The following is a 22233-nucleotide window of genomic DNA, read 5'->3' on the forward strand; positions in this document are numbered from 1 at the left end:
GCATGATGCAAGGAAGCTCCATCAGTTGACCCGCCCACCCGCCGGAATCACCCGCGGCGGATGCCCCTTGGAATCGGACGCCCTCCTCGGCTCTCGGCCGGCGATCTCCGAGTCTTTCTGGGTTGGTTCGATCTTGCCGAGTTGATGTCGAGGCTTCGATTCCAGGGACTTGGTGGTTTTCCGAAAGATTAAGCAACTGGCAAGATTGAGGTTCTCCGGCACGTCGCGCCAAATTTCTGGCTTCTCAACCGTTTCTAAACGAATCGCGGTTAAGACCGGGTTATCGCCAATGAGGAGAAGCCTCATGTTTGAAAAGATCGAAATGATGCGCATGGCCCGCGCCTTGGGGGCCCATGCCAGCGAACGGCATCTTGTCGTGGCCCGCAACGTGGCCAATGCCGATACCCCCGGGTTCAAGGCCAAGGATGTGGCATCCTTCGCCGACAGCTATCGCAGCGCGGCGTTCTCCGCGATGCGGACCACCGACCCGCGCCATCTGGCCACGCCCGAATGGTCGCCCCTGACACGCCAGACGGCCAATGAAACGGGGGTGTCGCCCAATGGCAACTCCGTGTCGCTCGAGGAGGAGATGCTGAAGGCGGCCGAGGTCAAGCGCGGCCACGATCTGTCGCTGGGCATCTACAGCTCGGCGCTGGATCTGATGCGCACCAGCATCGGGCGGAGGGCATGATGGATCGCCCCGTTTCCGCCCTGCACCTGGCCGCCTCGGGAATGCGTGCGCAAAGCGAACGCCTGCGCCACACGGCCGAAAACATCGCCAATGCCGACACACCCGGTTATCGCCGCAAGCTTGTCACCTTCGAGGAAGCGACCAGCTTTGGCCGTCCGACCGGCGAGGTCGAGGCATCGAAGCTGCGATTGGACCAAAAGGAACTGCCGCGCCTCTATGACCCCTCGCATCCGATGGCCGACGAGGACGGCTATTACCTGGGGTCCAATGTCGATCTGGTCATCGAGATCGCGGATTCCCGCGAGGCGGGCCGAAGCTACGAGGCCAACCTGAAAATGTTCGAGCAGACGCGCCAGATGGGCGCATCGCTCATGGAACTTCTGCGCCGCTAGAAAGGGACGCCCATGTTTACCAGTTTGAATGCAGCCAGTGCCTATTCCGCCGCCCGCACCGCCGTGGCGCCGGGCCAGCCCGCCCCCGCCGTTCAGGCCCTGTCGAACGCCGCAGATGATTTCGCAGCCCAGATGGGCAAGGTCGATCAGGTCGCGACCGGCGCCATGACAGGACAGGTGGAAACCCACCGCCTGGTCCAGACCATCGCCGAAGCCGAGGTCGCCCTGGAAACCGTTGTCGCCATCCGCGACAAGGTGGTCGAGGCGTATCAGGAAATCCTGCGGATGCCGGTGTGATCCATGGATGAGACGCTGCTGTTCGACATGCTGCGCCAGGCGCTGCTGATCTCGGTCCGCATCTCGGCTCCGATGCTGGCCGTCGCGCTGATCGCGGGCGTCGTGATCGGCCTGTTCCAGGCGCTCACCTCGGTGCAGGAGATGACATTGACCTTCGTGCCCAAGGTGGGGCTGATGCTGGCCGTCTTCTGGGTCACGATGAGCTTCATGACCACCGCGCTGTCCGACTTCTACGTCGGGCAGATCATTCCCCTGATCGCGGGAAGCTGACCATGGATAACGCGATCTATGCGACGCTGACCCGGCAGGCCGGGCTGATGGCGGAAATGCGGGTGGTGGCCAACAACATCGCGAATGCCAACACTACCGGCTTTCGCCGCGAAGGGGTGATCTTCGCCGAACACCTGTCGGCGCTTGATCGCGGTGGCGATACGCTGTCGATGGCCCATGCGCGCGGGCGGATGCTGGATCTGAACCAGGGCGTGCTGACCCAGACCAACGGCAACTATGACCTGGCCATCGAAGGCGACGGCTTCTTTCTGGTCGAAACGCCCGACGGCAACCGCCTGACCCGCGCGGGCGCCTTCCTGCCATCCGCCGAGGGCGAACTGATGACCGCCGACGGCTTCCGCCTGCTGGATGAGGGGATGGCACCGATCATCGTTCCCGCCGGCGCCAGCGAGGTCGCGGTCGGCGCGGACGGTACCCTGTCCGCAAACGGCGTGGCCTTCGGCAAGATCGGCGTCTTCACCGCCCCCGTGGATGCGCAACTGACCCACCAGGGCGGCACGTCCTTCACCACCGACGACCAGCCCGAGCCGGTAGAGGATGCCCGCATCCGCCAAGGCTTCCTTGAAGAATCCAACGTCGATTCCGTCTTCGAGATCACCCGCATGATCGAGGTCCAGCGCGCGTATGAACTGGGCCAATCCTTCCTTGACCGCGAAGATCAGCGCATCCGCAGCGCGATCGCCGGCATGACCCGCTGAAAGGACCACCGATGAGAGCCTTGCAAATCGCCGCCACCGGCATGAGCGCCCAGCAGACCCGCGTCGAGGTCATCTCGAACAACCTGGCCAACATGTCCACCACCGGCTACAACGCCCGGCGCGCGGAATTTGCCGACCTGCATTACCAGCAGGCGACCCGCCCCGGCACGGTCACGGCCGCAGACGGCACCGTCATTCCGGCGGGCGTCCAACTTGGCCTGGGTGTACGCCCCACGGCGGTCAGCGTCAATCTGCAACAAGGCGCGCTGACCCAGACCGGGGGCGACCTGGACCTGGCCATCGACGGCGAAGGCTACATCGAGGTGACGCTGCCTTCCGGCATCTCGGCCTATACGCGCGACGGCGGGTTGAAGCGGTCGCCTGATGGGCTGATCGTGACGTCGGACGGATATCCGGTGGTGCCGGGCATCACCATCCCCGACGACGCCAGCACCATTTCCATCAACGCGGCGGGCGAGGTTTACGCCTATTTCAGCGACCAGGTCGAACCTGAACTGCTGGGCCAGCTGACGCTGGCAGGCTTTTCCAACGAAAAGGGGCTGGAAGCGATCGGGTCCAACCTGTTTCTGGAAACCGCTGCATCGGGCACCCCCCAGGTGACCACACCTGGCGTGGACGGGCTGGGCACGCTGCGCCAGGGCTATCTGGAGGACAGTTCGGTCGATTCCGTGCGCGAGATCACCGAACTGATCAAGGCACAGCGTGGATACGAACTGAACGCCAAGGTCATCACCGCCGCCGACCAGATGCTGGCGGCCACCACGCAGGTGCGATGATGCGCTGGCTGGCACTGCTTCTGGCCCTTGCGCCCCTGCCCGCCTCGGCCGCGGTCCTGGCGGCGGCGCGCACCCTGCCTGCGGGCACGGTCATCACGGCAGGCGACCTGCGCGCCATCGACGGCGACCGACCCGGCCTCTCGGACCCATCCGAAGCGATCGGTCTGCAAACCCGCATCACCATTCACGAAGGCCGCCCGCTGCAAGCCTCGCTTTTGCAGGCGCCCAAACTGATCGGGCGCAACCAGATGCATCCGCTGGTCTTCCAGCGGGGCGCCCTGCGGATCGTCACCACCGCGCGGACGCTGTCGGACGGCGCGGCGGGCGACGTGATCCGCGTCATGAACCTTGAATCCCGTGCAACGATCAGCGCCGTCGTCCAGCAGGACGGCAGCCTCCTGGCGATGAAGTAAGGACCACCGATGAAAACGATTCCCCTGCTCTGCCTTGTTCTGGCAGCGTCGGCCTGCGCACGCGCCGATCACATGGGCAAGCCGCCCAGCCTGACCTCTCCGCGCAACAGCGAGGAATTCATCGCCATGACCAACCCGCCGCTGGAGATTCCCGTCGATTCGGGCCGTCCCGAGGCCGCAGCGTCACTTTGGGCCGGCACCACCTCGTCCCTGATCAGCGACAGGCGGGCGGCCACGCGTGGCGATATCCTGACCGTGGTGATCGAGATCGACGACGAGGCGCAGATGACCAACACCTCGGGGCGCAGCCGCCAGTCGGGCGAAAGCGTTTCCATCCCGCAGATGATCGGCATCCCGCAGCGCCTGAACGAGAAGCTGCCCGAAGGCGCCAGCTTCGACACCCTGGCCGAGGCGGAGTCCTCCTCGACCTACAAGGGCACCGGCAATATCACCCGCCGCGACAAGCTGACGCTGCGTGTCGCCGCCACGGTGATCGACACCCTGCCCAACGGCACCCTGCAGATCGAAGGCACGCAAGAGGTGCGCGTGAACTATGAACTGCGCGAACTGACCGTCAGCGGATTCGTGCGTCCCGCCGACATCGATCGCAGCAACGAGATCGCCTATGACCGCATCGCGGGCGCACGGATTTCCTATGGCGGGCGCGGGCAGATCACCGATGTCCAGCAGCCCCGCTTCGGCCAGCAGATCGCCGACGCGATCCTGCCTTACTGAGGTCGCCCATGAAGAAATTCCTGCCCATGCTGATTCCCGTTGTGGCCCTTGCCGGGGGCGTCGCGGCGGGCGACATGCTGCGCCCCATGCCCGAAGGGGCCGACCATGCCACAGCCGAAGCCCCTGCCGGCGAACATGGCGGCGCGGAAGCCGCCGACCCGGGCACCGCTCATGCGGCCGAGGAAGCCTCGGATCACGCAGCCCCTGCCCCGGCCGAGGACCACGCTGCCGCGGCGGCCGATCATGGTGGCGGCGATGACAGCGGTGGCGGGCATGGGGGCGAGGGCGCGGTTCCGGCCGAAGGATGGTTCACCTTCCCGTCCCAATTCTTCGTGCCCTTGATGCGCAACGGCGACATGGGCGCGGTGATGATCCTGACCCTGACGATCGAGACGGGCGGCGCCGATCTGCCCGCCATGAAGCAGCAGGAACACCGCCTGCGCGATGCGCTGCTGCGCGAATTGCTGATCCACGCCAATACAGGCGGATTCGACGGCAACTTCACGTCCGAAGCCCGGCTGGCCCCCTTGCGCGAACGACTGCAGAAGGCGGCGCAGGCCAGCACCGACCTGACCGTCAAGGCAGTGCTGATCGAGGATATCGCCCGACAGGCGGGCTGACGGTTGCATCGGCGCGGACGGCAGGGCAGAAACCGGCCCTGCCCGACTCCAAGGACATAGCCGGTGGACCGATCTGCCTTTCCTGCCCATGACGATTGCGTCACGATCCTTCTGGCCAGCTATTGCGGCGCATCCTTCATCAAGGCGCAGTTGGACAGCATCGCCGCGCAAACCCACCGCAACTGGCGACTGATCGTCTCGGATGACGGATCGGAAGACGGGACTGGCGACATTGCAACGAATTTCGCCGCCACGCGCCCTGCAGGGCAGGTGCGGATCATAGCCGGACCGTGCCGGGGCGCCACCCAGAACTTCCTGCACCTGCTGTCGACGGCACCAGACGGCATGATCGCCTTTTGCGATCAGGATGATGTATGGTTTCCCGACAAGCTTGCCCGCGCCGTGGCCGCCCTGTCACGACACGAAGGTCCCGCCCATTACGCAGCCCGCACGATCATCACCGATGCGGCCCTGGTTCCGATAGTCGAATCCCGCCATTTCCTGCGGCCTCTGGGATTTCGCAATGCCCTGGTTCAGGCGATCATGGCGGGCAATACCTCGGTCTTCAACGCGCAGGCTGCAGCTATCCTGCGCCGTTGCGCCCCAGAGGCCCAGGCGCGGAATATCGAGTCGCATGACTGGTGGGCCTATCAGATCACCTCGGGCGCGGGCGCGGCGCTGATCCATGATCCGCGACCCGCCTTGTTCTATCGCCAGCATGCCCGCAGCGTCATGGGACGCAACGATACGGCAGCTGCAATGTCGCAGCGGATCGCCATGCTTCTGGCCGGGGATTATGGCGGCTGGCTGGCCGCCAACCACGCGGCCCTGGATGCCGTCCGATCGGAATTACTGCCGGAAAATTGCCGGATCCTCGATGGTTTCGGCGCAGCCCTGGGGCAGCACGGGCCGCTTGCCGCGTGCAGCATGGCACGTCTGGGGCTTTACCGGCAGACCGGCGCGGGGACCGCGGCCCTGTTTGTCGCGGCCTTGCTGGGCAGGCTGCGTCAGCGTGCCCCCAGCAATCCCATCAGGTAACGGCCATAGGCATTCTTGGAAAACCGTTGCGCCTGTTCGCGCAAGGCATCCTCGGAAATCCAGCCGGCCTCGAAGGCGATTTCCTCGGGGCAGCCCGTCTGCAACCCCTGGCGCTTTTCCAGCGTCCGCACGAAGTTTCCCGCATCCAGCAAGCTGCCATGGGTGCCGGTATCCAGCCACGCAAAGCCACGCCCCATCTTTTCAACCGTCAGGCTGCCGTCGCGAAGATAGCTTTCCAGAAGCGTCGTGATCTCAAGCTCGCCCCGTTCGGAAGGCTTGACTTGCCGAGCACGTTCCGGCGCCGTGCCGTCCAGAAAATAAAGGCCCGTCACGGCAAAGTTCGACGGCGGCAGTTCCGGCTTCTCGATGATCGCGCGAACCCGGCCGTCGGATTGGAAATCGACCACGCCGTACCGTTCGGGATCCGAAACGCGATAGCCGAAAACAGTCCCGCCGCTGATCCGCTGATCCGCCGCCTTCAGCAGTTCGGGCAGGCCATGGCCGAAGAAGATATTGTCACCCAGGACCATGGCCGATGGCGCACCCGCCAGGAAATCCTCGGCCAGCAGATAGGCCTGGGCCAGACCGTCGGGCGAAGGCTGGATGATCCACTCGAACCGCAGTCCCCACTGCTCGCCCGTTCCAAGCAGCCGCTGAAACTGCGCCTGATCCTCGGGCGTGGTGATGATCGCAATCTCACGGATTCCGGCCAGCATCAGCACGCTGATGGGGTAATAGATCATTGGCTTGTCATAAAGCGGAAGAAGCTGCTTCGAAACGCCCATCGTGATCGGATAAAGGCGCGTCCCCGACCCGCCCGCGAGAATGATGCCCTTGCGTCCCGTCATTTTTGGTATCCCAGTTGCTTCAAGACAGTGTCGAGATCCATTCGCCAGTCCGGGCGGTCTATCCCGAAATCACGTGCGATCCTTGTACAATCCAGCCGCGAATTGGCCGGACGCCGCGCAGGTGTGGGATAATCGCTGGTCGGGATGTCGCGCACGGCGCAGGCCAGCCCGGCGCGATCGAAAATCGCGCGTGCGAAATCCGCCCAGCTGACGTCGGGCGATCCGGCAAAATGGTAAAGGCCCCCCGACTTCGTGTCGGCCCGCATCCGATCCGCCATCTTGAGCAGGGCGGCAGCGATCCGGCTGGCCTCGGTCGGACCGCCGATCTGATCGGCCACGACATTGATCTGGTCACGCCCGGCCCCCAACCGCAGCATGGTCTTGACGAAGTTCGAGCCATCCGGCGAAAATACCCACGAGGTGCGCATCACTGCCCATTGCCCGCCCGCCGCCGCGACCTGCCGCTCCCCGTCCAGCTTGGTCCGGCCATAGACGCTTGCGGGTGCGGTGGCGGCGTCCTCCGCCTTTGGCAGGTCGCCCGTCCCGTCGAAGACATAGTCGGTCGATACATGCAGGAACGGAATCCCCAGTTCGGCCGCCGCCCTGGCCAACAATCCCGGCGCTGTGGCGTTCAGGATGGACGCGGCCTCCGGCTCGCTTTCGGCGCGATCGACGGCGGTATAGGCAGACGCGTTGATGATCCCCCAGGGCCTCAGCGCATGGATGCGTGGAATGACCGCGTCGGGAAAGGAAAGATCTGCGTCCTCTCTGCCCCAGGCGATCGCCTCGGGGGCAAGGCGCATCAGGGCCTGCGCAAGCTGCCCGGACTTTCCAAGGATCAGCAGGCCGGTCATTTCGCCTGACCAAGCCGCTGGCCGACCCCGTCGCGCGACAACAACGGCTGCCACCAGTCACGGTGGTTCAGATACCATTCGACCGTCCGCCGCAGTCCCTCATTGACCGTGACCGAGGGGCGCCATCCCAGTTCCGTGCGGATCCGGGTCGGGTCGATCGCATAGCGTCGGTCATGGCCCGGCCGATCGGTCACAAAGGTGATCAGATCGGCATGAGGCGCACCTTCGGGATGCAGGTCATCCATATGCGCGCAAATCGTGCGGACCAGGTCGATGTTCCTGGCCTCGTTCTCGCCGCCGATGTTGTAACTGCGACCGACCTGTCCCTTTTCGACAACCAGAAGCAGCGCGTCGGCATGATCTTCGACGTAAAGCCAGTCGCGCACATTGCCGCCGTCGCCATAGACCGGGATCGGCTCTCCTGCCAGCGCCTTCAGGATGACGACGGGCACGAGTTTTTCGGGGAAATGATACGGTCCGTAGTTGTTCGAACAGTTCGTCAGCACCACCGGAAGGCCATAGGTCTCGTGCCAGGCCCGCACCAGGTGGTCCGACCCTGCCTTGCTGGCAGAATAGGGACTGCGCGGATCATAGGGGGTGGTTTCGGTGAACTGTCCCGTGTCGCCCAACGAACCAAAGACTTCATCCGTCGAGATGTGGTGAAAACGGAAGGCATCCGGCCTGCCATTCGCCGTCCAGAAGTTGCGCGCGGCCTCCAGCATATTGAACGTGCCGATCACATTGGTCTCGATAAAGGCCGCAGGCCCGTCGATGGAACGATCAACATGGCTTTCCGCCGCCAGATGCATCACCGCATCGGGCCGGTGGGTTTCAAAGACACGGTCCAGTTCCGCACGGTCGCGTATATCGACATGCTCGAAGCGATAGAGCGGGCTTTCGGCAGCATCAGCCACATTCGCGGGATTGGCGGCATAGGTCAGCGCATCGACATTGACGACCTCATGCCCGCGCGAAACGGCAAGGCGAACCACTGCCGAACCGATGAACCCCGCTCCTCCGGTCACGAGAATCTTCATGCTGCGCCTTTGTATTCAAAAGGTGACGTCCAGTCGGCGAAGGCAGGGGCATCCCGGTCCTTGTCGGAAAGCAAAGGAGCCTCTACCCCCCAGTCTATTCCCAGGCTGTTCCACAGGACCGCCCCATCGCTGGCGCGGTCATAATAAGCGGTGCATTTGTAGACGATCTCGGTATCGGGTTCCTGGGTGACGAACCCATGAAGAAAGCCTGCGGGGATCCAAAGCTGTCGCCCATTGTCTGCGGTCAGTTGAACCGCAATCCATTTGCCGTATGTGGGACTGCCCCGCCGCGCATCGACAGCCACGTCCAGAAGCGCCCCCCGGCCGCAGCGTACCAGCTTTCCCTGGGCAAAGGGCGGCGCCTGATAATGCAGACCGCGAACGGTCCCGACCCGGAAAGACAGGGAGTGATTGTCCTGGACGAATTCGGGGATTTCCAACCCGGCATCGGCTAAGGTCTTTCGATTCCAGCTTTCTGAAAAGAAGCCGCGTTCGTCGCCAAAGCGCGCCGGCGTCAGGACAAGGACATCGGGCAAGGCAGTGGCTTCTATCTTCATCGGACCGATCCAAGGCTGAAAACGTCGCCCCCCCTCTATGCGATGGAACAAGGCGTGTCACTCACCCGCCAGCGAAAATCCTGGATAAGTCACTCGATCACCAGATCAGCGTGAAGCGCCCCTGCCGCATGGATGGATTTGAGAATATCGATCATCTCTCGGGGGCGGACCCCCAGGGCGTTCAATCCCTCCACCAGATCGCTGAGAGAGGTTTCCCCGGCCACCTCGGCAAAGCCGATGCCCGGTTCATTGCGCAATTCCGCCACCGTCCGGGGCACGGTGACGGTTTCCCCCCTTGCAAAGGGATTAGGCTGCGAGACCATGGGCGCCTCGCTGACACTCAGCGTCAACGACCCTTGGGACACGGCAACCCGGGAGATGCGCACCCGCTCTCCGATCACGATGGTGCCGGACTTGTGGTCGATGACGACCTTCGCGCGGTCTTCCGGTTCGACGGTCAGGTTTTCGATGCGCCCCAGAACACGGGCGGGGTTCACATCGCCCAGCTGCCTGAACTCGACCAGCACGGTGCCGCTGTCCTGGGTGATCGCGACCCTGCGATCGAAGTCGCGATTGATGGCATCTTCGATCCGTGTTGCCGTCGTGAAATCCGCGTTCCTCAGGGCGACGCGGATGTTCTGGATGCTGGCGAAATCGAACTCGACCTCCCGCTCCACCCTCGCGCCGACAGGGATCTTGCCCGAAGTCGGCACCCCTTCGACCACCCGCGCGGCCTCGCCCTCGATCGCGGCGCCGCTGGCGATGATGGAGCCCTGGGCCACGGCGTAGATATTGCCGTCTGCCGCCTTGAGCGGAGTCATGACCAGCGTGCCCCCCAGCAGGCTCTTGGCGTCACCGATCGTGGATACGCTGACGTCGATACGGCTGCCCGACCGCGCAAAAGGGGGCAGGGTCGCGGTGACCACGACGGCGGCGACATTGCGGGACCGCAGCGCCTCATCAGTGACATTGACTCCCAGCCGTTCCAGCAGTCCGGCCAGCAATTCTTCGGTGAAAGGGGCATTGCGGAAGCCATCCCCGGTACCATCCAGGCCAACGACCAGGCCATAGCCGACCAGGTCGTTGCCCCTGACCCCGTCGAAATCGGCCAGATCCTTGATCCGGACCGGAGCCGCCGCCGCGATCGCGGGCAGCAGGACCATGGCGATCATAACCAGGAAGCGACGCATCACAGATAATCCACCAGCTTGAGTTGCGACAGCCGCCCGATCACGGAATACAGCGTTTGCAACTTGGTTTCCGCATCCGATATGGCGGCCGCAGTCGCCAAGGGGTCGGCCTCGCGCAGCGTGTTTCGCGCGGTCTGCAGGGTGGCGGATGCTGCATCGCCTTCGGTCTGCGCCGTGGCGATGACCTGCTGGGAATAACCCAGACGGGACATTTCCGCGATCAACGGAGGAGAACTCTCCAACAGGGCCTTGCCGGCCGCTTGCAGAAGCTTCCTGCCCTCGACCCCGTCCCCCGCCAATGCGCCCCGATCCAGCATTGCTGCAGTCGCCAAGCCCTTCAGGCTGTCGCGGACAGAGGGGGACAAGGCGGTCGTGGTAAGGGTGATCGTCGTCTCCTCGCCGATGGGCGTCGATTGGCCGCCTGCTCCGCCATGATAGGCCATATCGGCAAAGCCGCCCATGCCGGGGGCTGCGTCAAACCAATCCGACACCGCCTGCGACACATCCTGGGCCGTGGTCAGCCCGGCCACATGCGTGGTCAGCGCGGTCAGGATCGTGTCCGCCGATGCCAGAGGCTGTGTGTCGCTGCGCGCACCTGAAAACAGGAAGCGTTGCCCGACCGTGCCGTTCAAATGACCGATCGCGGTTTGCAAAGCCGATGCGGCCTCGGCTGAACGAGCCGCCATGAGTCCATCCGAGGTGGCTTGGGGTTCCAGATAAAGGCCTTGTCCCATATCCTCGATGATCGACCGAACCGATGTCAGCGCATTCTGCATGCCTTGGGTATGGGCCGCAGCCTCGGCTGCGTTGGACTTGAACTGCGCCAGCATCGCAAGCCGCGATTCGATCCCTGCCAGATCCTGCGTGTTGCCTTGCAGCCTGGCGCCCAGATCCGCCACCTCTCCGCTGGACAACTCGGCCGTCAGCGTGGCCAGAGTGGTCTTGATCCTGTTCGACGCGGCCTGCATGGCAAAGGCGCGGGCCTGATCACCGATGGATTGCACCGTCATCCGTCATATCCCCAGTATCTGATCCATCATGGTCTGAATGGCCTGAATGACCCGCGCATTGGCGGCATAGGCCTGTTCGTATCGCAGCAGACGCTGCATCTCTGCATCGCTGTCTACGCCATCCGCGGCCAGCCTGGACGAGATCGTGTCGGCTTGACTGTTCCGGATCGCGGCGTCGGACTGTGCGTTCACACGAGCGGTGGACACCAGCGACTCCACCGTTCCAAAGCGGTCGGTCAGGGATGCCTTGCCGCTGAAGCCCGTGCCGGAGACCAAGGTGGCACGATCAAGCGCTTCCGAGATCGCAACCAGCAGGGTCGAATCGCCGACCGCACCTTCCGTGCCGGCTTCCAGCCCCGAACGCAGCCGCCAGGCCGCCCCTCCAGCGTTCTCGGCCACGGCGTCGTTCACGCCGATACGCCCTGCCAAGCCTGTCTTGCCTGCCAAGCTGGCGCGGGCGCCACCGTCCGTGAACAGGCCGGCCGAGGTCGCGGTCAGGGTGCCATCGACGGCCGGATCCGCAAGGCGTTCATGCAATTCAAAGGCCAGATCGTCCAGCGAGGCTTGGACGGCAGGGGCCAGTTCGTCACGAATGGCGAAATTCGCAGCCAGGGAGCCGCCCGCGTAAAGCTGCATCTGCGATTGCGTCAGTTCGGCACCGTTCTGCGTCAGCAGCGCCAACCCGGATCCCGCCGCCTGACCTGCAGTCACCTGCCCCGCGGCCGTGAAGGACAATTCAGTCGGGGTGGTTCCGTCAAGAAGCACCGCACCCTCGGCCGTGAACAGCGCCACGGCTCCGGCAGGGCGCGTCACCTCTTGCACGGGAACGATCTTTGAAATTTCGCTGATGATCCCCTGTCTTTGATCCAGAAGCGACGAAGGGTCCGAGCCATCGGCCTCCAGCACGGCGATCCGGCGGTTGAGATGCGCGACTTCGGCAAGTGATTTGTTCAGCCGGGCGACATCGGCGGCGATGGCCTGATCCGCTGCGCTGCGGGCAGCCTGAACCTGATCCGAGGCTGCATTCAGCCGGGTGGCCAGTATCTGCGCCTTGTCAACAGCCTGCGTCAGCCGGATTTCGTCATCGGGGCGACTGGCTGCGGACGACAGAGCCGTTCGAAAATCGCTGAGTGCCGCGCCCAGACCGCCGGTGTTCCCGGCAATCCCAATCCGATCCTCGATCTGCTTGGCAAAGGCCAGCCGGGTCGAGGCTTCGGCCCGCGCGGCCTCGGCCAGGCGGGATTCCGACAGGACGCTGGCATTCACCGCACGCGTGACGCCATCGATGCGCACGCCCCCTGCATTGCCGCCCGCCGTCTGGGCACTGACCGCCATCTCTCGCCGGGCATAGCCAGGGGTGGCGGCATTGGCCAGGTTTGCCGCCACGGTTTCGGTGCCCCGCGCCGTGGCCGTCAGGCCCGACATGGCATTTCCAAGGGCGCGCGCGATGCTCATTCAACCTATCCCTCAGCGTTTGATGTTCGTTGTTTCCTGCAACATCTCATCGACGGTCTGGATGATCTTTGCGTTCGACGAATAAGCGCGCTGCGTCAGAATCAGGTGGGTCAGTTCCTCGGCCACATCGGTGGTCGACTCCTCCAGAGCATACCCCTGGACCGAACCCGTCGGGCCGTCGCCCGCACTCCACAGGAAGAAGCTGCCCGAGGTGGGCGATATGGTGAAGGCTTGCGAGTCGACGGACACCAAGCCGTTCGGATTGGGAACATCAACCAGCGGGATCTGATACAGGGTCTTGACGAAGCCAGTGTCATAGCTGGCCTTCAGAAAGCCGTCCGCGTCCACTTCCACAGTGGTGAGGTTGCCGACCGGAGATCCATTCTTGGTGATGTTCGTGGGCGAGAAATTGGCTGCAAGCTGCCGCAGGCCCGTCGTTCCGCCGGGCGTACCGATGACCAGATCCATCGCGCCGCCCTCGACGGTCAGGCCGATTGCCCCCGTCGCCGGGTCATAGGCACCGCCAGCAAGCGTGGTCACGCTGGCGATGCTGCCGCCATTTGCCTGACTGTCGTCAAAGACGATGCGATAAGACCCGATCAGGTTCGAGGCCGGATCCGAGGCGGAATCGCGGACCTCCATCACCCAGGTATTCGACATGCCGGTCGGATCCGAAGTGTCCGGGGTGAAGGTGATGTTCAAGGACTCTGACGTGCCCAGGTTTCCAAAATATTCGACCTTCAGGGCCAGGGGATCGCCTGAGGCGGTGGATAAGGTCTGGCTTGCGGGCAGGTTGACGCCCAGGGATACCTCGGTTGTGGGATCGCCTGCAGTCTGGTTTGCGCTGATCTGGACTGGAGTCAGGCCGGTCATGGTATCGCGGGACATCAGCGGGATGGTCCCGTCAGCCTGGGCAGGCCAGCCCATCAGGACCAAGCCCGAACTCGTCTTCAGGACACCTTCGGCATCGGGACGGAACGACCCCGTGCGGGTCATCATGAAAGGCAGGTCCGTGAACCCGTTGTCCAGGTCCACCGCCGACGTGACCGGCAGCATTCCCCGGCCCGATATGGCGATGTCCAGCGGATGCGTGGTCGTGGACAACGCACCGTCATCCTCGATCACCCTTTGCGTGGTGGCTGTGACACCGCCTGCCGAATACATGCCCGCAACGCGGTGCTGGTTCAGCACAAAGGAATTGAAGTCGGTTTCCATGCGCTTGTAGCCATAGGTCCCCGAATTCGCGATATTGTCCGAAATCGTTGCAAGACGGGTGGAATTGGCCGCCAGCCCCGAAACACCGGCGCTCATCGCGGAAGACATTGACATGGCATCACCTTTTTCAGTTCACCCCCGATCATCCACCGCAGGACTTAAGATTCGCCTAATCGCCCCCGACTATCTGAGTAAAATCACCTCTATCCGGTTATTGGTCGGATCCATGGGGTTCCCGGTCTTGTTCTTGCGGTCGGCATAGCCTGTAACCCGCTGAATCCGCTGGGCATCGAGGTCGGAACCCTCAAGCAGGCCCCGGACGGCATGTGCGCGGGCATCCGACAGGGGCCAGACAGGGGAGTCCACCAGCGTTTCAGGATAGGCCCGGACATGGCCGGAAATGGCGATCTGGTTGCGCGTCTTGGTCAGCACCCTGCCGATGATTCGGGTCAGTTCGGTCAGAACCGGCTGCGGCTGGCCGGAATCTTCGACAAACAACGGCTGGTCCGTCAGATCACCTAGTTCGATGACCAGCCCCTCGTCCGTCATGCGCGTGACGACATGGCGCAGCAGGTTGGTCAGTTGCTGCGATTCGCCACCGCTGGCACGAAGCTGACGCTCGATCTCCTCGGCCACCTGCTCCAGCGTAACGTCGGAGGGTTCCTTGCCCTGCTGTTCGACCCCCTCGCCCGAGGCTCCGGGCGTTCGGACGATGGTGGGGTTGAAATAATCGGCCAAGCCCGAACGCTGTTGTTCGGTCGTGGCATTCAGCAGCCACATCAGCAGAAAGAATGCCATCATGGCGGTCACGAAATCCGCATAGGCGACCTTCCAGGCGCCGCCATGGTGACCGCCGTCGCCCGAGGCGGTCACCCGCTTGATCATGATCGTGGGGCCTGCCGCCCCCTTCTGCCTTGCCATTGCACACCGCCATCGATTTCCTGACGGAATGTCGCGGCAAGTCGGCCCTGGAACAAGCCGACCCCTCAAATGCTAGGCATTATCCCGAAAGGTTCAGTCCTTGTGCCAGCCGCTGATGGCCTTGGAGTCCATGAATTCCTCAAGGCCCATGACGCCGCCCTCGCGGGCGCGGCCCGACATCTTGACCCCGCCGAAGGCCGATCCTGCGCCGCGTGACTGGCCGTTCATCTCTACCATGCCGGACCGCAGCCTCCGCGCCACGCGGTTGCGCCGCGCCCCGTCCCCGGACTGGACATAGTTGGTCAGGCCATAGGGCGTGTCGTTGGCGATCTCGATCGCCTGTTCTTCGGTGTCGAAGGGGATGATCGACAGGACCGGACCGAAGATTTCCTGCTGGGCGATGGTCATGTCATTGCTGACATCGGCGAAAACGGTCGGGCGGACGAAATAGCCGCGGTTCACCCCTTCCGGCAGGCCGGTGCCGCCCGCGACAAGGCGCGCGCCTTCGTCGATGCCCTTCTGGATCAGATCCTGGATCTTGTCCCACTGCTGCTTGCTGACCACCGGACCGATATGCTTGCCCGGCTGATGGGCGCTTGCGACCTGCGTTTCCTGGGCGACCTTGGCCGCCGTCTCGACGGCCTGGTCATAGACCGACCGTTCGACCAGCATCCGGGTCGGCGCGTTGCAGGACTGGCCGCTGTTATAGAAGCAATGCCGCGCGCCGCGCACCACGGCCTTGTCGTCGGCATCGGCAAAGACGATGTTGGCCCCCTTGCCACCCAGTTCCAGCACCACCTTCTTCAACGTGTCGGCCGCAGCCTTGGTGATCGCGATCCCGGCGCGGGTGGATCCGGTGAAGCTGATCATGTCCACGTCCTTGTGTGTGGAAAGCTGTGTGCCCACCCCCGGCCCGTCGCCGTTCACCAGGTTGAAGACACCCTTGGGCAGGCCCGCCTCGTCCACGATCTCGGCAAAGAGCATAGAGGACAGGGGCGCGATCTCGGAGGGCTTCAGGACACAGGTATCGCCTGCCAGGATCGCCGGGATCACCTTCAGCGTCACCTGGTTCATCGGCCAGTTCCAGGGCGTGATCAGGCCGACCACGCCGACAGGCTCCCACGCGACCATCGAGGTGGGGGCATGGTCCCCAAGCGGACGGATGAACTCGAAATCCTTGAATGCCTTGATGAAGTTCTCGATATGATAGGTTCCGGCAGCCACCTGGTCGCCCAGGGACATGTCCTGTGGCGCGCCCATCTCGTGGCTGATGGCCCAGGCCATGTCCTGCGCCCTGCGGTTGTAGATCTCGAGGATCTTCTCGACATGGGCCAGCCGCTCGCCCGGTTCCGTCCGAGACCATCCTGACAAAGCGGCCTTGGCGGCCGACACTGCCCGGTCCGTATCGGCCTGGTCGCCCAGGCTGATGACCGCCACCGCTTCCTCGGTCGAGGGGTCGATCACCTCGAGATCATTGGCCCGCTGGGGATCCACCCATGCCCCGTCGATATAGAACTTGCGCTTGTCCAGAAGCTCGGTCATCGCGATCTCTCCAATCCAATTGGCGACAAGGTGAAGCGGCGGCAAGACCTGCGCAACCCTTGTTAAATCTCGATTCAAACCATCGATAAAACTCTGGCATTCCTGCCGCTTTGACCTATCTTGCCCGAAATTCCCGATTTGAAGGAAGCGGCCCATGTCCCTGCGCATCAATGACATTGCCCCCGATTTCACCGCCCCCTCGACCGAGGGCGAGATTCGGTTCCACGACTGGCTGGGCGACAGCTATGGCATCATCTTCAGCCATCCGCGCGACTTCACGCCTGTCTGCACGACCGAATTCGGCGTCGTCGCCCAGTTGATCCCCGAATTCGAAAAACGCAGCACCAAGGTTCTTGGCGTCTCGGTTGATTCGGTCGAGGACCATGGAAAGTGGAAGCGCGACATCGAGGCCGTGGCCGGCGCCTCGGCCGATTTCGCGATGATCGACGACCGGGACCTGGCGGTGGCCAAGGCCTATGACATGCTGCCGGCGGACCACTACCTGCCCTCCGAAGGACGCACGCCGGCCCATTCCGCAACGGTGCGCAGCGTCTTCATCATTGGTCCCGACAAGAAGATCCGGCTGACCATGACCTATCCGATGTCGATCGGCCGGAACTTCGCCGAGATCCTGCGCACCCTGGATGCCGTGCAGAAGACCGACGGCGTGCCCATCGCTACGCCTGCAAACTGGATGCCGGGACAGGACGTGATCGTGGCCCTGGCGCTTGACGACAAGGCGGCCGAGGAACGCTATGGCCCCCTGGACATCAAGCTGCCCTATCTGCGCTTTACCAAGGATCCGGCCTGATCAGGGATCCAGGTCCGCGGCCTTGCGGCGACGCGCCAAATCGCGCTTATGACGCCAGGCGATCAGCTTGTTCACGATCTGCCGGCGCTGCTTGATCAGCCCGTAAAGAGGGTGCCGCCCCTGGGCCGAACGCTTGCCCTGGCCGTCCTCGATATCGCTTTCCGCGCCGGTTGTCGTGACCAAGGGCGGCCAGACCGCCAGCCCGCTGTCGCTGCGGGTCAGCCAGTGACGGAAATGATTGTCCACGCCCCGCGTGATGCGGTCGTGGCTGCGCACAAAGGTTTCCGCCCCCTTCCGCGACCAGATCAGCGCCGTGGCCGTCATCGGAAAGTAGTGGGCGCGGGTCAGTTCGTGATGCCGCCCGGCAACCCTGAAATCCATGACCGGAGTATAGATCTTGTGCTGGGGCGAGCCGAGATTGATCAGATCCCAGTCGCCATTATGGCGGTCCAGCCAGTCCAGAAGAACGGCGATCCCTTCGGCAAAGCCGGGCTTCAGTTGAACGTCGTCTTCGAGCACCATCCCCCATGGGGCACCACTATCCAGAATGCGACGCGCGCCATCCAGATGGCTGAGATAGCAGCCGATCTCGCCCCCGCGCAGGGGCCGGCCCATATAGGCCATCGCACCTGCGGGATCGTAGTCGGGAAATTCGTCCATCCGCAGCACCCTGCCGTCGAATGCCGGGACGCGCTCGAAGGCTATACCCTCGTCGGCCAGTTGCCGCGTGGCAGAACGAAGACGTTCGTCAGAACCGTCAAGATTGATGAGGTAAACGGGACACCGTGTCCCACCCCCCTGATGACCAGAACCGCGATCCGCCACGTCAGGATGTCCCGGCAGTGTCGTCCCACCATCCGGTCCGGTCGCGGTGGTGAAGCGCCCGCAGCCGGGCAAAGGCCGTGTCGTTGACCTGCATCCGGTCATAGATGGTCTTGAGGATCAGCCCGACTGCCCCGGCCGCGAAAAACGGCTCCAGCCGCCAGTACATGTTGCGCAGGGTATCGTCCGTGCCGACGGTAAAGACCGATGTTCCCTCGAACAGCGGGACCAGGTCGGTCTGAAGTTTCTCGATCCGGTCGGGCAGTGGCGCCAAGGCCTCTGCTCCGTGGATGTAACGGTCCGATTCCGCGATCTTTACCGTATTTGCCAGCATCGAGGCCATCATCCCGATCGCGCGGTCCTGAGGATCCGTGCCGTGGTCGGCAAAGGTATCGGCAGCAGAAATCAGCCAGCGGAGGTTCAGGTTCCGGCACAGAAACTCGGCCTCTTGCGACCAAAGCGCAGCGAAGGCGGCCAGGCTTTCGGTCAACCGCACCTCGCGGCGGATCAGGACGATCAGCGTTGCGTGATGCAGAAGAAGCTCGGACTGGCCGGAAAACTCGCTTCTCAGGTTGGCCAGGTGCCGGTCCAGCGACTTTACCGATCCGCGCGTCTGCACCGCCTCGCCCGCATTGACGATGCGACCGCGCATCGCGGCAAGGTCGGGATCGGCGACGACATGGCGCCGTCCGCCCCAGCGTTTGCGATGCTGGTTGAGCGAGAAGAACCGCTCGAACCGCGATTTCCGGCGCGTGACCATCCTAGTCCCGCCCTGACACGACCGCATCCAGCCGCCCATCGAAACCGAAATCATAGGACGCCAGGGCGACGCGATAACCCGCGCTCAGATCATCGGTACCGATCTCGTTCCTGGGCCGCTCCGAGGCGTTGATATAGGCCTTGAGTTTGCGCGAAGCCTGTTTCTGGTCGATGAAGGGGCGGATCTTGCGACGGGTCGGATAATAGAAAAGCTGATCTCTCAGGTCGCGGATCCTGGGCCGCGGCGTCCGGGAAATGCCGCTGTTCAGCCACTGGCTTGCCATTGCCCCATCGCGGGCGGTGCGAAACCAGGCAAGGCTGAACAGCACCTGGTCCCACACATTGGGGTGTTCGTCGCACAGCCGGACCCATTCGGCCAGCAGCCTGCCCACCACCGGCGTCGTGTTGAGATAGATGAGATACGAGATGTCTTCCCAGCCATCGCGGCGGACAAAGGCCACGTCGAAGGGGTTGCCCATCAGAAAGCTGGGCGTCCGCAGGATCGCGGCATCGGCGTCGATCCAGCAGATAGGACGGTCGCTTTCATTCCAGACTGTCTGAATCACCCGTGCCTTCAGACCGGTATTGGCGACCCAGGAACCGCGTGAGGCTACCGGCTCGATCCGGTGCGGCAGGCCGTGCCGGTCAAGGGATGCGCGCAGATCGGCGGCAAGGTCTTCATAGGGGGTGCCGGTGGTGTAATAGGACACGAACAGCGGCGGTTCGCCCCGTGCGGTTTCATAAAGCCCGATTTCCCCGCGAAGGTCGGTCGTGCAGGCCAGATCGACGGAGCCGGGACGCCGCAAGTGCGCCAGAATCCTGCCCTGCGGCTGGCTCAAAGCCTCGGGCAGCGGCCGCACGGAAAGTCCCGCCCCGGCCAGATAGTCTGAAACATTCATGCGCGCCCTGCCCTGCTGTGCGGGTCAGGTGTTGCAGCAGAAAGGATGGCTGTCAATCGGTGGGGCGGGATCAAAAAAGGCCCCGCCGATGCGGGGCCTTCCAGTGTTTTTCGAAAGGATCAGCCCTCGGCCGCTTCTTCCTTGGCTTCGGTGATTTCCTGGCCGGTTTCCTGGTCCACCATCTTCATGCCCAGGCGGACCTTGCCGCGGTCGTCGAAGCCCAGCAGCTTGACCTTGACCTCCTGGCCTTCCTTCAGGACCTCGTTGGGATGGTTCAGGCGCTTGTTGGCGATCTGGGACACGTGGACCAGGCCGTCGCGCTTGCCGAAGAAGTTCACGAAGGCGCCGAAATCGACCAGCTTGACGACCTTGCCGGTATAGATCCTGCCTTCTTCCGGCTCGGCCACGATCGAATAGATCATGTCATAGGCCTTCTTGATCGAATCGGCATTGGCCGAGGCGATCTTGATGGTGCCGTCGTCGTTGATGTCCACCTTGGCGCCCGAGGTTTCCACGATCTCGCGGATGACCTTGCCGCCCGAACCGATCACCTCGCGGATCTTGTCGGTCGGGATCTGCATGGTCTCGATGCGCGGCGCATGGGCCGAGAACTCGCGGCGGCCTTCGGACAGGGCCTTGGCCATCTCGCCCAGGATGTGCAGACGGCCTTCCTTGGCTTGCGCCAGGGCCTGTTCCATGATGGCGGGCGTGATCCCCGCGACCTTGATGTCCATCTGCAAGGACGTGATGCCTTCAGCGGTGCCCGCGACCTTGAAGTCCATGTCGCCCAGGTGATCCTCATCCCCCAGGATGTCGGTCAGGACCGCCCAGTTGTCGGCATCCTCCAGCACCAGGCCCATGGCCACGCCGGCGACCGGCGCCTTCAGCGGAACACCCGCGTCCATCATCGCCAGCGAACCGCCGCAGACCGACGCCATCGAAGACGAGCCGTTGGACTCGGTGATCTCGGACACGACGCGGATCGTATAGGGGAAGTCGGTCGGCGCGGGCAGCACGGCCTGAAGGGCGCGCCAGGCCAGCTTGCCATGGCCGATCTCGCGGCGGCCGGGGCTGCCGACGCGGCCAACCTCGCCCACCGAATAGGGCGGGAAGTTGTAGTGCAGCAGGAAGTTCGACCGGAAATTGCCATGCAGCGCGTCGATGATCTGTTCGTCATCGCCGGTGCCCAGCGTGGTCACGACCAGGGCCTGCGTCTCGCCGCGGGTGAACAGCGCCGAACCATGGGTGCGCGGCAGGATGCCGACCTCGCTCTCGATGGCGCGCACCGTGCGGTTGTCACGGCCGTCGATCCGGGCGCCGCCACGGATGATGTCCCCGCGCAGGATGCCGGATTCCAGCTTTTTCAGCGCCGAACCCAGGTTCGGATCGGCCAGTTCTTCCTCGGACAGGCTGGCGACGATCTTTTCGCGCACCGCCTGGATCGAATCGCGGCGATCGGACTTGTCGACGATGCCGTAAGCAGTGCGCATCTCGGCTTCGCCCAGTTCCTTCACGCGGGCATAAAGCGTGCCGTAATCCGGCGACTGGAAGTCGAAGGGCTCCTTGGCGGCCACCTCGGCCAGGTCGATGATCAGGTCGATCACGGGCTGCATCGCCTCATGGCCGAACTTGACGGCGCCCAGCATCTCCTCCTCGGTCAGCTCATAGGCTTCCGATTCGACCATCATCACGGCATCTTTCGTGCCGGCGACGACCAGGTCCAGGCGCTGTTCCGGGTTGGCGCGCAGGTTGTCCATGTCGGACACTTCGGGGTTCAGCACATACTGGCCGTTCACGAAGCCCACGCGGGCCGCGCCGATCGGACCCATGAAGGGAACGCCGGAAATGGTCAGGGCGGCAGATGCCGCGATCATCGCAACGATGTCGGGATCGTTGACCAGGTCATGCGACAGGACCGTGCACATGACCAAGGTTTCGTTCTTGAATCCCGGCGCGAACAGCGGGCGGCAGGGCCGGTCGATCAGACGCGCGGTCAGCGTCTCCTTCTCGGTCGGGCGAGCCTCGCGCTTGAAGAAGCCGCCGGGGATCTTGCCGGCAGCATAGTATTTTTCCTGATAGTGGACCGTCAGCGGGAAGAAATCCTGCCCGGGCTTCGGTTCTTTCGCGAAGGTCACGTTGGCCATGACGCTGGTCTCGCCCAGGGTGGCGATCACCGTGCCGTCGGCCTGACGGGCAACCTTGCCCGTTTCCAGCGTGAGCGTTTCCTGGCCCCACTGGATAGATTTCTTCACTTCATCAAACATCTGGTTTCCTCTGGGCCGCGCCAGCCCTCTGGCCACGCCCGTGTCCTATGGCGACCCCATTGCCGCCGCCCCTATCC

The 22233-nt window shown here is 63.7% G+C and carries 26 protein-coding genes; 11 read left to right on the forward strand and 15 right to left on the reverse strand.

Going from position 1 to position 22233, the window contains the following annotated elements; genetic code table 11:
• Positions 1 to 21 precede the first annotated feature (21 nt).
• Positions 22 to 333 carry a hypothetical protein gene (locus tag RAH32_RS08050; RefSeq protein WP_306606930.1) on the reverse strand — a complete coding sequence of 104 codons (312 nt, stop codon included), beginning with the start codon at positions 331 to 333 and terminating at the stop codon, positions 22 to 24.
• On the opposite strand from RAH32_RS08050, the gene RAH32_RS08055 reads away from it, so the two are divergent.
• From RAH32_RS08055 to RAH32_RS08100, 10 genes are all read left to right on the forward strand, one after another.
• Positions 305 to 691 carry a FlgB family protein gene (locus RAH32_RS08055; RefSeq protein ID WP_306606931.1) on the forward strand — a complete coding sequence of 129 codons (387 nt, stop codon included), beginning with the start codon at positions 305 to 307 and terminating at the stop codon, positions 689 to 691. The two genes, RAH32_RS08050 and RAH32_RS08055, sit on opposite strands and share 29 nt — an antisense overlap.
• A complete protein-coding gene (flgC, locus tag RAH32_RS08060) occupies positions 691 to 1083 on the forward strand; it encodes a flagellar basal body rod protein FlgC (protein ID WP_306607712.1) in 393 nt (130 codons plus the stop codon). The genes RAH32_RS08055 and flgC overlap by 1 nt, the downstream gene beginning before the upstream one ends.
• A 12-nt stretch (positions 1084 to 1095) precedes the next feature.
• Complete coding sequence (gene fliE, locus RAH32_RS08065) at positions 1096 to 1380, forward strand: flagellar hook-basal body complex protein FliE (RefSeq protein WP_306606933.1); 285 nt, start codon at positions 1096 to 1098, stop codon at positions 1378 to 1380.
• A gap of 3 nt (positions 1381 to 1383) precedes the next feature.
• Positions 1384 to 1650 carry a flagellar biosynthetic protein FliQ gene (locus RAH32_RS08070; protein WP_306606935.1) on the forward strand — a complete coding sequence of 89 codons (267 nt, stop codon included), beginning with the start codon at positions 1384 to 1386 and terminating at the stop codon, positions 1648 to 1650.
• Positions 1651 to 1652: 2 nt separating this feature from the next.
• Positions 1653 to 2369, forward strand: a complete 717-nt coding sequence (locus RAH32_RS08075; protein ID WP_306606937.1) for a flagellar hook-basal body complex protein — start codon at positions 1653 to 1655, stop codon at positions 2367 to 2369.
• 11 nt (positions 2370 to 2380) lie between these two features.
• Positions 2381 to 3166 carry a flagellar basal-body rod protein FlgG gene (gene flgG, locus RAH32_RS08080; RefSeq protein ID WP_306606939.1) on the forward strand — a complete coding sequence of 262 codons (786 nt, stop codon included), beginning with the start codon at positions 2381 to 2383 and terminating at the stop codon, positions 3164 to 3166.
• Complete coding sequence (gene flgA, locus RAH32_RS08085; RefSeq protein ID WP_306606941.1) at positions 3163 to 3579, forward strand: flagellar basal body P-ring formation chaperone FlgA; 417 nt, start codon at positions 3163 to 3165, stop codon at positions 3577 to 3579. Before flgG ends, flgA begins: the two co-directional genes overlap by 4 nt.
• 9 nt (positions 3580 to 3588) lie before the next feature.
• Positions 3589 to 4314 (forward strand): flagellar basal body L-ring protein FlgH, encoded by a 726-nt coding sequence (gene flgH / locus RAH32_RS08090; RefSeq protein ID WP_306606943.1) that lies wholly within the window; start codon positions 3589 to 3591, stop codon positions 4312 to 4314.
• A gap of 8 nt (positions 4315 to 4322) precedes the next feature.
• A complete protein-coding gene (locus RAH32_RS08095) occupies positions 4323 to 4934 on the forward strand; it encodes a hypothetical protein (protein WP_306606945.1) in 612 nt (203 codons plus the stop codon).
• A gap of 63 nt (positions 4935 to 4997) precedes the next feature.
• Entirely contained in the window at positions 4998 to 5972 is a 975-nt protein-coding gene (locus tag RAH32_RS08100) for a glycosyltransferase family 2 protein (protein WP_306606947.1), read from the forward strand.
• On the opposite strand, the gene rfbA is transcribed toward RAH32_RS08100, so the two are convergent.
• The 10 genes from rfbA to RAH32_RS08150 all read right to left on the reverse strand — a co-directional run bounded on the left by rfbA (position 5942) and on the right by RAH32_RS08150 (position 16601).
• Positions 5942 to 6820 carry a glucose-1-phosphate thymidylyltransferase RfbA gene (rfbA, locus tag RAH32_RS08105; protein WP_306606949.1) on the reverse strand — a complete coding sequence of 293 codons (879 nt, stop codon included), beginning with the start codon at positions 6818 to 6820 and terminating at the stop codon, positions 5942 to 5944. The two genes, RAH32_RS08100 and rfbA, sit on opposite strands and share 31 nt — an antisense overlap.
• Entirely contained in the window at positions 6817 to 7674 is an 858-nt protein-coding gene (gene rfbD, locus RAH32_RS08110; protein WP_306606951.1) for a dTDP-4-dehydrorhamnose reductase, read from the reverse strand. The genes rfbA and rfbD overlap by 4 nt, the downstream gene beginning before the upstream one ends.
• Positions 7671 to 8711 carry a dTDP-glucose 4,6-dehydratase gene (rfbB, locus tag RAH32_RS08115; RefSeq protein WP_306606953.1) on the reverse strand — a complete coding sequence of 347 codons (1041 nt, stop codon included), beginning with the start codon at positions 8709 to 8711 and terminating at the stop codon, positions 7671 to 7673. The genes rfbD and rfbB overlap by 4 nt, the downstream gene beginning before the upstream one ends.
• Positions 8708 to 9268: a dTDP-4-dehydrorhamnose 3,5-epimerase gene (gene rfbC, locus RAH32_RS08120; RefSeq protein ID WP_306606955.1), complete on the reverse strand. Its 561-nt coding sequence runs from the start codon at positions 9266 to 9268 to the stop codon at positions 8708 to 8710. Before rfbC ends, rfbB begins: the two co-directional genes overlap by 4 nt.
• A gap of 89 nt (positions 9269 to 9357) precedes the next feature.
• Complete coding sequence (locus tag RAH32_RS08125; RefSeq protein WP_306606957.1) at positions 9358 to 10458, reverse strand: flagellar basal body P-ring protein FlgI; 1101 nt, start codon at positions 10456 to 10458, stop codon at positions 9358 to 9360.
• Positions 10458 to 11468, reverse strand: a complete 1011-nt coding sequence (locus tag RAH32_RS08130; RefSeq protein ID WP_306606959.1) for a flagellin family protein — start codon at positions 11466 to 11468, stop codon at positions 10458 to 10460. The genes RAH32_RS08125 and RAH32_RS08130 overlap by 1 nt, the downstream gene beginning before the upstream one ends.
• A gap of 3 nt (positions 11469 to 11471) precedes the next feature.
• A complete protein-coding gene (flgK, locus tag RAH32_RS08135; protein WP_306606961.1) occupies positions 11472 to 12923 on the reverse strand; it encodes a flagellar hook-associated protein FlgK in 1452 nt (483 codons plus the stop codon).
• A gap of 12 nt (positions 12924 to 12935) precedes the next feature.
• Complete coding sequence (locus tag RAH32_RS08140; protein ID WP_306606963.1) at positions 12936 to 14252, reverse strand: flagellar hook protein FlgE; 1317 nt, start codon at positions 14250 to 14252, stop codon at positions 12936 to 12938.
• A 69-nt stretch (positions 14253 to 14321) separates the two neighbouring features.
• Positions 14322 to 15059 (reverse strand): flagellar motor protein MotB, encoded by a 738-nt coding sequence (locus tag RAH32_RS08145; protein WP_306606965.1) that lies wholly within the window; start codon positions 15057 to 15059, stop codon positions 14322 to 14324.
• Between the two features lie 93 nt (positions 15060 to 15152).
• Positions 15153 to 16601, reverse strand: a complete 1449-nt coding sequence (locus RAH32_RS08150; RefSeq protein WP_306606966.1) for an aldehyde dehydrogenase family protein — start codon at positions 16599 to 16601, stop codon at positions 15153 to 15155.
• A 154-nt stretch (positions 16602 to 16755) separates the two neighbouring features.
• Here RAH32_RS08150 and RAH32_RS08155 point away from each other — a divergent pair, with 154 nt between their 5' ends.
• Positions 16756 to 17412, forward strand: coding sequence for a peroxiredoxin (locus RAH32_RS08155; RefSeq protein WP_306606969.1), 657 nt, complete (start codon positions 16756 to 16758; stop codon positions 17410 to 17412).
• Here RAH32_RS08155 and RAH32_RS08160 read toward each other — a convergent pair whose 3' ends face one another.
• The 4 genes from RAH32_RS08160 to pnp form a co-directional block, all read right to left on the reverse strand.
• On the reverse strand, positions 17413 to 18339 hold the full coding sequence (locus RAH32_RS08160) for a glycosyltransferase family 25 protein (protein WP_306606972.1): 927 nt from the start codon (positions 18337 to 18339) through the stop codon (positions 17413 to 17415).
• Positions 18239 to 18994 (reverse strand): hypothetical protein, encoded by a 756-nt coding sequence (locus RAH32_RS08165; protein ID WP_306606974.1) that lies wholly within the window; start codon positions 18992 to 18994, stop codon positions 18239 to 18241. Before RAH32_RS08165 ends, RAH32_RS08160 begins: the two co-directional genes overlap by 101 nt.
• A gap of 1 nt (position 18995) precedes the next feature.
• The gene (locus tag RAH32_RS08170; RefSeq protein ID WP_306606976.1) at positions 18996 to 19892 is read right to left on the reverse strand and encodes a hypothetical protein; all 897 of its coding nucleotides are present in this window, start codon (positions 19890 to 19892) and stop codon (positions 18996 to 18998) included.
• Between the two features lie 119 nt (positions 19893 to 20011).
• On the reverse strand, positions 20012 to 22156 hold the full coding sequence (gene pnp, locus RAH32_RS08175) for a polyribonucleotide nucleotidyltransferase (RefSeq protein ID WP_306606978.1): 2145 nt from the start codon (positions 22154 to 22156) through the stop codon (positions 20012 to 20014).
• Positions 22157 to 22233: the final 77 nt, after the last annotated feature.

Origin of the sequence: Paracoccus yibinensis, assembly GCF_030846195.1 — a bacterium.
Lineage (GTDB): Bacteria > Pseudomonadota > Alphaproteobacteria > Rhodobacterales > Rhodobacteraceae > Paracoccus > Paracoccus yibinensis.